This is a genomic window from Pseudomonas mandelii (assembly GCF_900106065.1).
GTDB lineage: Bacteria > Pseudomonadota > Gammaproteobacteria > Pseudomonadales > Pseudomonadaceae > Aquipseudomonas > Aquipseudomonas mandelii.
The window spans coordinates 5,855,039-5,866,739 of sequence record NZ_LT629796.1 but is presented as its reverse complement, the minus strand read 5'-3'; the positions used below and the strand labels follow the sequence as shown (position 1 = coordinate 5,866,739).

Annotated in this window: 8 protein-coding genes; all 8 read right to left on the bottom strand. The window is 59.7% G+C overall.

The features are described 5' to 3' along the window. Positions 1-99: 99 nt before the first annotated feature. Entirely contained in the window at positions 100-3,057 is a 2,958-nt protein-coding gene (gene eprS, locus BLU63_RS27250; RefSeq protein ID WP_083376728.1) for an autotransporter serine peptidase EprS, read from the bottom strand. Positions 3,058-3,129: 72 nt separating this feature from the next. Continuing rightward, positions 3,130-4,497, bottom strand: a complete 1,368-nt coding sequence (locus BLU63_RS27245) for a TolC family outer membrane protein (RefSeq protein WP_042932057.1) — start codon at positions 4,495-4,497, stop codon at positions 3,130-3,132. A 2-nt stretch (positions 4,498-4,499) separates the two neighbouring features. Next, the gene (locus BLU63_RS27240) at positions 4,500-5,849 is read right to left on the bottom strand and encodes an HlyD family type I secretion periplasmic adaptor subunit (protein ID WP_010460397.1); all 1,350 of its coding nucleotides are present in this window, start codon (positions 5,847-5,849) and stop codon (positions 4,500-4,502) included. Then, positions 5,846-7,621: a type I secretion system permease/ATPase gene (locus BLU63_RS27235; protein WP_083376727.1), complete on the bottom strand. Its 1,776-nt coding sequence runs from the start codon at positions 7,619-7,621 to the stop codon at positions 5,846-5,848. Before BLU63_RS27235 ends, BLU63_RS27240 begins: the two co-directional genes overlap by 4 nt. Positions 7,622-7,794: 173 nt before the next feature. Beyond that, positions 7,795-8,220 (bottom strand): AprI/Inh family metalloprotease inhibitor, encoded by a 426-nt coding sequence (locus BLU63_RS27230; RefSeq protein WP_083376726.1) that lies wholly within the window; start codon positions 8,218-8,220, stop codon positions 7,795-7,797. Positions 8,221-8,294: 74 nt separating this feature from the next. Further along, positions 8,295-9,752: a serralysin family metalloprotease gene (locus tag BLU63_RS27225; protein ID WP_083376725.1), complete on the bottom strand. Its 1,458-nt coding sequence runs from the start codon at positions 9,750-9,752 to the stop codon at positions 8,295-8,297. Positions 9,753-10,200: 448 nt separating this feature from the next. Next, positions 10,201-10,455, bottom strand: coding sequence for a hypothetical protein (locus BLU63_RS27220; RefSeq protein WP_083376724.1), 255 nt, complete (start codon positions 10,453-10,455; stop codon positions 10,201-10,203). Between the two features lie 118 nt (positions 10,456-10,573). Beyond that, positions 10,574-11,659 (bottom strand): polyamine ABC transporter substrate-binding protein, encoded by a 1,086-nt coding sequence (locus BLU63_RS27215; protein WP_083376723.1) that lies wholly within the window; start codon positions 11,657-11,659, stop codon positions 10,574-10,576. Positions 11,660-11,701 lie beyond the last annotated feature (42 nt).

Genomic DNA, 11,701 nt, shown 5'->3' with positions numbered 1-11,701 from the left:
TGCCAAATCACCGCTGCCAGTTTCGGGGCGGCTTCGCCACCCAGCGGGAGCAAGCTCCCTCGCCACATTTAATGTTTGCCACGTTTTTTGTTCGTGTTTTTAAAACTGCCAATTGAGGCTCAGCCCTACGCCATGGCTCTTCTCGCGGCTGGCCAGTTGGCCGGTGTAATCGAGGTTCACGCGAATGTCCCGGCTCAGGGCCAGGCTGGCATGCGCGCCTACCAGTGCCGCGTCACGCACCATTGGCGCCCCTTCCACCGAGAACGCCGTGCTGCCGCTGGCAAATGCCAGATGTTCTTCAGCATCGGTATTACTCAGGTTGTGCTGCCAGCCGAGACTGCCGCTCAGGTCTAGTTGCTGCTGGCCGGACAGGTTCACCGTTTTCAATGCGCGCACGCCCAAGGTGCTGAGCACCGCATCCCGCGTGTCGCCGGTGCTTTTCAGTGCGGCGCCATCACCTTTCTCGGTGAAACCCTCGGTGTCGAGGTGCACGTAGGCCAGGTTGGCGAAGGGTTCGAGCGCGAGCGGTTGCAGATTCAGGCGATACGCCGCTTCACCGAACACTTGAGTGGTGCCGGCGTCGAACTTGGCTTTCTGCTTCGCGCTGACGTCGCCGTATTGCAGGTCACGTTTCACGTCGGCACGATGCCAGCTGTAGGCACCGCCGGCACTCAGGCGCCAGGCACCGACTTCGCGGCCGGCGTATGCACCCAAGTGATAGCTGTCGACCTTGGCCGATGAATGCGTGCCCGAGCCCATGCTCACCGAACTGTCGCTGTAACCCGTGACCAGGCCTATCCGGGTTTGCTCGTCGATCGCGCCATCGACACCGGCAAGCAAGCCGCCGATCGAGGTGGTGTAACCGGCGGTGTCATGGCGGTCATCGGTCTTGCCCCAGGCCTCAAGCGCCTTGATCCAGCCATTGCTTTGCGCGCCTTTGGCGTCAACCAGTCGCTCACCGATCGCATCGCGCAGGTATCGACTGTCGTTGATCAGCATCGAACCCAACGCCGGGTAGATTTCCCCCGACAACTGCTGGAACGCCTGCTGTGCGGACGTCGCGGTGGGCGACAGCAACAGGCTTTCGTACACCGCATTCCCCGCCCCAAGCCCTTCCACCGCGGAAGCGACGGCGCGCTGGTTCGGCGTCTGGCCGACGCTGGCGAACGTCGTGTCGTTACGCTCCACGCTCAGTTGAATACCGGTGGTGGCGTAATCGAGGCTGCCGCCGATGAACAGATAGTTGGGCAACACCGCACCGAACTGACCTTGAATGCCGCCGGCCGCTTGCAGGATGTTGTATTGCTGACCGAGCAGGCTTTGCACTTGTTGAGTGCTGAGCAAGGTCGGGCTGTTTTCCAGTGACAGGCTGACCATCGCACCGCTGACCGTGGCCGTGCCGCTCGCAACGATCCGGTCGCTGTCGGTCGGCGACAGCTCCACCGCGTAAGTCGAGCCGGGTGCAAACGTGACGTCGCCGGCGACCTGCAAGGTGCCAATGGAATTGCCCGGCGCGACGGTAGCGCCGCGATTGGCCGTCAGATCCCCGACTCGTCCTGAACCGCCCAGCGTGCCCCCGTCATTGACGGTCACACTGGATGCCAACGAACCGTTGACCGACAGCAGGCCGCCATTGACCGTGGTTGGCCCGCGATAGCTATTGTCACCGGTCAGCATCAAGCGTCCGGCTCCTGACTTGATCAGGCTTCCTTCGTAGACCCGAGTGGTGGCGGCAAGATCGCGGGCCATGCCGACGGTGTAATCCGTCTGATCCTGCTGACTGGCACCGGCCGGTACGCCATTCTCCCAGCCCTTGGTCCTCAACGTCTGTTGCCAGGCACTGCGTTCGGCCGCGTCTTCACTCTGCCGCTGGATCAGCGCGTTGTCCGAGATGTCGTTGCTCCAGACATCGCTCTGCCCTGCCCCCAGATTGGCGTCGAAGCGCCCGAGCAATTGCCCCGGCCCGCGCATCGCCCGTTCGAGGTTGGCCACGCCCCAGCCGACGCGGGTATTGGGCGCCTGGGTGACGGAACCGTCTAGTTGGGTGGCGGTGGTCAACAGGGTTTCCAGCGCCTGCTGGTTGGTCATGTACGGATAGCGTTCCATCACCAGCGCCAGCGCGCCGGTAGCATGCGGCGCGGACATGGACGTGCCGGACTTGATCGCATAACCGGCGTCGGGAATGGTGCTGTCGATCTTCGCACCGGGGGTGGTGATGCACCAATACTTGGCGATTCCGCACTGGTTGTACTTTTGCTGGTTACTTTGATCCAACCCCGACACCGCCAGCCAGTGGCCTTCCAGGTCCGGCTGGAAGTAAGGCAAGGCCGAACGCACGCTGGCATTGGGGTAACCGCTGTTGCCGGCGCTGAACACATTGATCACACCGCGACGGGAAACGTCAGCCGCCGCATCGAGCCAGGTGCCTTTGTTCCAGTGCTGGGCGTAGGCGGCGTGCAGATCGTCGAGGGTGCGATAGCTGACGTCCGGTGGCTGGCTGCCCCAACTGTTATTGATCGCCCGCACACCGGCGTCGGCCAAGGCGTTATAGACTGCTTTGAAGTAGCGCGGATCCGGATTGGGGCCGAACAGAAAACTGTCGTTCTTGTTGGTATTGCCGACGTAGACCTGCGCGTTGTACGCCACACCGTGCATGCCGGTGCCATCGCGGGAGGCGCCAATGGTGCCGGCGACATGGGTGCCGTGGGAGTCGTTGTTGGCGTTGAGGGTGCCGTCGACATTGAACAGTGAGCCGTCGACGTAGCTGCCGCTGGCCAGTACCGCGTGGTAACGGTCGGTGGCGAATTCGGGATGGGCTGCATCGAAGCCTGAATCGAGTTCGCCGATTTTCACACCCTTGCCGGTGATGCCGGCGGCGTAGGCCTGGGCGGCCTGCATGCGGGCCAGTCCCCAGTCCCGCTGAAATTCCACCGAGCGCCAACTGGCCGCATCGCCCAGGGTGCCGTTTTCCTGATAAAGCGCCTGGGCCGAGCCTGGCGCTACTGAAATCCAGAGCAATAACGTGCCGACCGACATCGGCTTGATCTGTACGTCCATGTCAACTTCTCGCTTTTTTGGCGTTTTTAGAATTCTGGTTGCCCACTAGGGGCTGCAACGCAACAGCTCAAATCATTGAGATCTCGGGCCTTGACCGAATGCCTCGTCCACCTTGGCCAGATCCTGCTCATTCAAGGTCCCGGCGTAGTAATGCAACTTGGTCCAGGCCATCAGGTAGTCGTACCTTGCCTGAGCCAAATCCCGGCGGGTGGTAAATAGTTGTTGTTCGGCATTCAACGCATCCAGGTTCACCCGCTCACCGCCCAGGATGCTTTGCTTGGTCGAAACCACCAGCGCTTCCGCCGATTTCAGGGCTTTCTGATAAGCGCGCAACTTGTTCACCCCCGACAGGCAGGCACTAAATTGCCGACGCAGCTCGATCAGGGTTTCCCGGGTCTTGCCATCGAGTTCGTACTCGGCCTGTTCCATGGTGCGGCTGGCCTGACGGGTCGACGCCGACACCCCGCCGCCGGCGTACAACGGCACGCTGACTTCAATGCCGATGGTGTTGGTGTCGTAACGCTGGTTGTAGGTATTGCCGCTTTCCGATTCGTTCTGGCGCACCGAAGCGTAGGCACTGACTTTCGGCAGGTGTCCGGCGCGGTTGCGTTCGACTTCATACCGCGCGACTTCCACCGCCTGACGCTGGGAGGCCAGGTTCGGGTTGTTGGCCACGGCCATCTCGTGCCAGGTGTCGTAGTTGGCCGGCAGCAGGCTGAAGGTCTGGAAGTTCTGGTCCAGCGGCGCCAGATCGGTGATGTCGACGGCCGGCACGCCAATCAGCGCGCCCAGTTCGCGCAAGGACGCGTCCTGCTCGTTGCGTGCCTCGATTTCCTCGGCGGTCGCCAGTTCGTAGCGAGACTCGGCCTCAAGAATATCGGTGCGCGTGCCCTCGCCCTGGCGGAACATCTGCTCGTTCTGCTGGAATTGTTGTTCGAAGGCCTTCTTCTTCGCCAGCGCGATGTCGATCTGATCCTGGGCGAACAGTGCATTGGTGTAGTTTTCCAGCACACGAACCAGCAATTCCTGGCTCTTGCCGCGGAACGCTTCGTCGGCAAACAGCGACTGCGCCACGCCTTTGCGATACCCCGCGTAGGCTTCGTAATCGAGCAACGGCTGTTGCAGGGTCAGGTTCGAGCCGTAGCTGCCGTAGTTGCGGTCCTCGGTGAAGTCCGGCCGACCTTCATTGATTTGGGTGACCTTGGAGGTGTTGCGCCCCTTGTTGTAGGTGTAACCGAGCCTGGGCAACAACCCGGCCCGGCCTATGATGCGGTTTTCAAGGCCGGCATCGCGTTCCTTCATGGCGCCAAGGAATACCGGGTCATTGCGCAACGCTTGCTCGTAGATATCGAAAGGCCCCATGGCGGCCATCGCACCGTTGCACGTCAGCAACGCCAGGGTGGCTGTGAGCATTGAAAGCTTATTCATACAGCCGAACATCCTTATTCCTCGGTCAACGCGGAGCCTGCCCGGTCGAGCAGCGGTTTGAACAAATAGTTGAGGAGTGAACGTTCACCGGTGCGCACGAACATTTCCGCCGGCATGCCGGGCTTGATCACCAGCCCGTTGAGTTTTTCCATGGCCTGATCGCTGACGCTGCTGCGCAGCACGTAGTACGGCGCGCCGGTTTTCTCGTCGACCATCTGGTCGGCGGAAATCAGGCTGACTTCGCCGGGTACGCGCGGTGTACGGCTCTGGTTGAACGCGGTGAACAGAATGTCCACCGGCAAGTGGGTGCCGACCTTGTCGATCAGGTTGATCGGCAAGTGCCCTTCCACTTCCAGGCGGGTGCCTTGCGGCACGATCTCCAGCAAGGTGTCGCCCTGGCGGACCACCGCACCTTCGGTGTGAACTCCAAGGTTGACCGCGATGCCGTCGGCGGTGGCGATGATCTCGCTGTGTTGCAGATCAAACCCGGCGGAAGTCAGCTGCTCTTCCAGGGTCACGCTTTTGAGTTGCGCGTCGGCCAGTTGCGTGCGGACTTCTTTCTGGTATTCCTCGATGTGCTGTTGCAGCTTCAGGCGCGACTCGAGGATGCCCTGCTCGACCCGGCCGCTTTCGCCGCTGTTTTCCGCCAATTGCTGCTGCACCTGCGACAGCTGCCGCTGGAACTCCATCAAGCGATTGCGCGGAATGTAGCCGTTGTCTGCCAGGGGCTGAAGGTTACTCAGTTGTTGCTGCAAGGAGCTGGCCTGAGCCGAAAGGTCGGTACGCGCTCGGCGCATGCCGGCCAATTGCGCGCTGGCGCCTTCGATGCTGGCGCGCAGACCCGCCTGCTCGCGGGAAAACGCTTCGCGGCGGCTGCTGAACAATTGCCGCTGGCCTTCGAGGACCAGCGCCAGGCGTGGGTCGGGATCGTTGCTCAGTTCCGCTGGGAAATTCACCTGCTTGAGGTTGTCCCGCTCGCTCTGCCAACGCGCCAGGCTGGCCCAGGCCATGCGGTATTGCGCTTGCAGCGATTGCACATCGGCCGCGACCTGGGTCTGGTCGAGCTGGAACAGCGGTTGGCCCTGCTTTACCACCTGGCCTTCGCTCACCAGGATCCGGCTGACCACGCCGTTGCTCATCGATTGCACGGCTTTGCGCTTGCCCGAGACCACGACCGTGCCTTGCACCGGGATTCCTTGGTCAAGCGGCGCGAGGCTGGCCCAGGTGAAGAAACTGCCAGCACCGACGATCGCCAGAATCCAGCCCATGCGGGAGAAGAAACGAGCATCACGCTCAGGGCGTTCGGCGATGTAATCGTGTTCCATCGTCGCTTCGTTTTCAGTGTTCATGCGAGCGCTGGTCATACACCCGAATTCCTTGTCGTAGGCTGATACTGGCGACTCATGCTGAGCCCGCCCGGTGCTTGCGCCGGTTTTTCACGTTGCTGTTCCTGGGCGCCGGAGAGTGCCTTGAGCACTTCCTGGCTGGGGCCAAAGGCCTGTAAACGACCGTCGTTGAGCACCAGCAACTTGTCAGCCTGAGCCAGCGCCGAGGAACGATGGGTCACCAGAATCACGCTCGTGCGCTGAGCTTTCATTTGCGCGATGGCGCCGGCCAGCGCCGCTTCGCCCACGGTGTCGAGGTTGGAATTGGGTTCATCGAGCACCACCAGGCTTGGCTTGCCGTACAGCGCGCGGGCCAACGCCACCCGTTGCTTCTGGCCGCCAGACAAGCCACTGCCGTCCTCGCCCAGCACCGTGTCGTAGCCCTGCGGCATGCGTAGGATCAGTTCATGGACGCCCGCCTGTTGCGCCGCTTCGACGACTTTTTGCGGATCCGCTTCGCGAAACCGGGCGATGTTTTCCGCGATGCTGCCGCTGAACAATTCGATGTCCTGGGGCAAGTAACCGATGTAGGGACCCAGATCGTCGCGGTTCCAGCGATGGATGTCCGCGCCATCAAGCCGCACCGTGCCGCCGAGGGTTGGCCAGACGCCAACCAGCACCCGGGCCAGGGTCGACTTGCCGGAGCCGGAGGCGCCGAGTACGCCCAACACTTCGCCGGCACTCAGGCTGAAATTGACCATGTGCAGGGTCGCCGCGCGTTGCCCCGGAGGGCCGGCGCTGACTTGTTCGAAGGTGATTTGCCCCTTCGGCGCCGGCAGTGCCATGGCTTCGTCACTCGGTGGAAAGGCTTGCAGCAGCGAATCAAGACGACGATAAGCGAGCTTGGCGCCGCTCCACTGTTTCCACACCGCGATCAGCTGATCGATGGGGCTCAGGACGCGGCCCATCAGAATGGAGCCGGCGATCATCATTCCGGCGGTCATATCGCCCTTGATCACCAGTAACGCGCCGAGGCCCAGGACCAGGGATTGCAGGCACAGCCGCAAGGTTTTGCTCAGGGAGCTGATGATGGCGCCGGTGTCGCTGGCCTGATTTTGCAGGCCGAGAAAACGCGAATGCACCTGGAACCAGCGCTTGCGCAACACGCCGAGCATGCCCATCGCCTGGATGGTTTCGGCATTGTGCAGATGACTGGTGGCCAGTTGGCTGGACTTCTGGGAAAACCCGGCGGCTTCGCCCAAGGGCTTTTTGGTCATTGCTTCGTTCAGACACGCGAGGCCGATGAGCACCAGCGCGCCCACGGTCGCGAACACACCGAGCCAGACGTTGAACAGGTAAATCACGAAGAGGTAGACCGGAAACCACGGCGCGTCGAAGAAGGCAAACAGCGCAGGACCGGTGACGAATTGGCGAATGTGGGTCAGATCGCCAAGGGACTGACCGGCGTTGCCCTCGCCCTTGAGCAGGTTGCGCTCGAACGCGGCCTGATACACCCGCAGGTTGAAACGGCGCTCCAGTTGGCTGCCGATGCGGATGACGATGAAGCTGCGCACGATCTCGAGCAACCCGATGAAGGCGAAAAATCCGACCACCATCAGCGACAACATGGCCAGGGTGGTTTCGTTTTGCGAAGACAACACGCGGTCGTAGACCTGGAGCATGTAAATCGACGGGACCAGCATCAGCACATTAATTAACGCGGTAAAACAACCGACGCTGATCAGGATGCTCTTATAGTCGCCCAGTGCCTTGAATAACGGTGCGGTGGCCGGGCTCATTGCCATCTTCATGGTTTCTTCCTGAGGTGTTAATCCTCGTCATGCCTGACGAAGTTTCCATTAACTGTCCGCGCAGAGGCAGATATAGGTTTGGCGCATCAGCGCTTACAAACCAATAACAACTTTTATTCTGGTTTGGTGCTTATAACGATAATGACCGTCGCTCTTTCGCCGTTGCCTTTTAATTACTGCGTCTGGCGCACAAGTGTTATGACCAGCGCGGATTTCAATGTGGCTTTATAAGCGCCATCACGTTGACGGCTGAGAAATAGAATCTTCGAACCTTCGTTGCCGGTGATCGCAATGCCGTCCGGTTCCGGGAACCAACCGTTAGCGGTTTTGCCATCCAGCCAGGCGCTAAGGCAGCTGGCGCCCTCACCCAATGTCTGGGTTTGCTGAAAGTCGATGACGCACACGTTGGACGGTTTGTCTTGCAACGCCCGGGACTCTGGCGAGTCATCTTTGGCGCTGAGAGTCGCCTGCCATTTGCCGGCCAGTTCCGACGGATCCGCTAATTTCAGGCTGCTTGACATGGCTGTCTCTCCAAAAAAAATCATCAACGTCGCCAGGAGCCACGCGGTTGTAAGGTTGGTAAAGGCTTTATGAGCCATAGGTTGTTGTACTCCGGCTGCGGTCTTTGGCACAGAGGGCGGCGCATCGGCGCCACCCTCCTTATCGCGCTACATCACGCGGCGATGTCCGAGAACGCCGCCTGGCCAACGGTGCTGACCAGGAAGTCAGCCACGCCATGCCCGGAGAAGTCCACCGCCAACTGGCTGTTACCGCCCGAAGAGGTCAACACGGCATCGCCTGCCGCACCGGTGAACGAGTTCACGAAGTGCAGGCCCGCGCCTTTGGTGATGGCGGTCAGGTCGATCTTGTCCAGGCCACTGACAAAGTCGAGGATCTGATCAGTCGCACCCGGCTTGGAATCGCTGCTCGCTGCGAACACAAAAGTGTCCGAGCCGGTACCGCCCCACAGCTTGTCCGCACCGCCCGCGCCGAAGAGGATGTCGTTGCCGGCACCGCCCTTCAGCTCGTTGGACACGCCATTACCAATCAGCAGGTCGTTACCCGAACCGCCAATCGCGTTCTCGATGGTTGCACCCTTGGCAATGGAAACGTTGCCAACCATGCCGCCAACATCGGAGAACGAGGCCTCATTGAGGTTGATCTTCTGGTTCTGGGTAAAACCGGAGAAGTCCAGCGTGTCTTTGCCGCCCGCATCCCACACCGAGAACACGACCTTGTCCGACGACGAAGACGCGCTCAGGAAATCGCGACCGGCATTGGAGTTGAAACCGTAGGTGGTGTCACCGGTGCGGGTGGTTGTGTTGGCACCGTAGAGCTTCTGGATGGCGGCAATATCGTCCAGCAACGGACCGGACGCATAGGCTTCGACGCCGGCCTTGCTGAAGTTCTGGTCGGTGTTGCTTTCACTCCAATAGCTCATGAGGCTGTAGCCGCGGGTGTCTTCCGCGTAGGTCGCGTCGTTGTAAGTCGGCGCGCCTTCACCGGCGTTGTAGTCGCCGGGGTGGGCCAGGCCCAGGGAGTGACCGATTTCGTGGGTCAGGGTTTGACGACCGTAGTTGTTCAGGTCCGGTGTCTTGTTGGGCGTGTAGCTGCTGTTGGTCAGGTACCAGGAAGTACCGTCATAACCGACGCCGGTGCCAGGCAGGTAGGCGAATGCCGCTGCGCCGTCCTGGCCGCTGCTGTAATTGCCGAAGGTCATGTGACCGTCGCCGCCTGTGGCTTTCTCGGTGAAAGTGACTTTGGCCACATCGGCCCAGGATTGCATGGCGAGCACGGCCTGGGCTTTCTGCTGGGCGCTGAACTGACTGAAACCGGAAATCCCGTGCTTGTTCATGGTGCTCGACGACGCCGAGGTCAGGAACGTGTAGGTCAGTTCGATTTTGCCGCTGCCGTCCTTGTCCTGATAGGCAGCGCCGTCACGCAGCAATTGCGTCGCTGCCTCGTCGACGGAGTAGGACGGTTTGCCATTGACCGTGAGATTGCCACCCCGGTCATACTGATGGCTGAAGCTGTCGATCTGGTTGTACGCAGAACTGGGCGCAGCCAATGCTTGCAATGGCGAAAAGGCCTGTTCGGCAAGATCAATAGCGTTGTTTTTAACTTTCGACATAAACACACTTCCTTGTTTAGCAATGGAACAGTTTTTGTCAGATAGCGACAATCTCTGGCGAGATCGTCCTATCACTCGCCCAATGAAGGCGAAAGAAAACTGACACAATTCGAAATCGAACGTCTACATTTTTTTTGACGTCAAATTGTTCTGCCCCGGCAAGTACCCGGAAACAATGCCTGCGCTGTCGAAATATAGTTTTTAGTTGAGGGTTTCGGACTAATTGTCTGACAATTGCGTATTTAAATATTAAATAGAGGTAAGTTGGTTTTTGTCGAGAGCGTCTCACTTTTCCGTGACTTATTAATATGAGTGCCAGTGCAATGCCATCAGCCAAATCAAACGCCCGATGAGGGCAGTCATCCGCGATGACTTCCAGACGAACAGGAGCCAATGGTGAACACGTTGCGTGTTCACCATCGCATTTACCCACCGCCATCACTGCTTTCTAAACCTCATCAACAACGGACAAGACCGTTTCTCGACTGTCCAGAATCCCCAGTTGCTGGAGGATGTCATTGATGCCCCCCCATAGGCCGAGATCCTCAGGTGTCGGGGCTTCGACCAAGATACGACGCAAGCTCAGGTTGACCGTCAACCTGCCATAGGCGATTTCATCGGACTGGGCGCCTTTATCGATGATTCGCTTGGCAGCGAGGTTAATCTCTCCTTCAACGTAAGCTTGCAAAGCTGATTTGTTCATCGCGATTCTCCTTTGCAGACGTTATGTCTGTGCCGGAAACGCTACAAAGGATTTTGCCAGCCATCTACTGTCAGAATTTACAGGTCCAGACGGTCAATGCCGCGATTGGGGTATGGCCTCAACTCCCCGTCCGAATCTTGTTCCACACCCTCGTCCGAATCCGGTCGATACTCAGCGGCATCGCCTCCAGGGCGAACAGCTTGCCCATCATTTCCGGGCTCGGATAAACCTTGGTGTCATTCTTGATGGCCGGGTCGATCAGGCTGTCGGCCTGCTGGTTGCCGTTGGCGTAGTGAACATAGTTACTGATGCTGGCCATGACGTCCGGGCGCAGCAGGTAGTTCATGAACGCGTAGCCGGCCTTTTCGTCCGGGGCGTCGGCGGGCATGGCGACCATGTCGAACCAGATGGCGGCACCTTCCTTGGGAATGGCGTAGCCGATGTCGATACCGTTCTTGGCTTCTTTGGCACGGTTTTCGGCTTGCAGGATGTCGCCGGAGAAACCGACGGCCACGCAGATGTCTCCGTTGGCCAGGTCGCTGGTGTATTTGGATGAGTGGAAATAGCTGACGTAGGGCCGGACTTTCATCAGCAGCGCTTCAGCCTTTTTGTAGTCTTCCGGGTTCTTGCTGTGGTGCGGCAGCCCGAGGTAATTCAGCGCGGCCGGCAGCAGTTCGGGGCCGTTGTCGAGGATGGCGACGCCGCACTTTTGCAGCTTGGCCATGTTCTCGGGCTTGAAGATCAGGTCCCAGGAGTCCACTGGCGCGTTGTCGCCCAGCACGGCCTTGACCTTGGCGATGTTGTAGCCGATACCGGTGCTGCCCCACAGGTATGGGAAACCGTGTTCGTTACCCGGGTCGTTGGTCTGCAATGCCGTGAGTAATACCGGGTTGAGGTTCTTCCAGTTCGGCAGCTGGTTCTTGTCGAGCTTCTTCAGCGCCCCGCCCTGAATCTGCCGTGCCATGAAGTGGTTGGACGGGAATACCACGTCGTACCCGGATTTTCCGGTCATCAATTTGCCGTCCAGGGTTTCGTTGCTGTCGTAGACGTCGTAGCTGAAGGCGATGCCGGTTTCTTTCTGGAAGTTTTTAGTGGTATCCGGCGCGATGTAGTCCGACCAGTTATAGATCTTGACGGTCTCGGCGGCATGGCTGAGGGACGCGACAAGCGCAAGGGGTGCCAGGGTCAGTGTCTTTCGGATCATGAGTCGATTCCTGTATGGGTTGTTTTTGGCAGGCAATCAAAG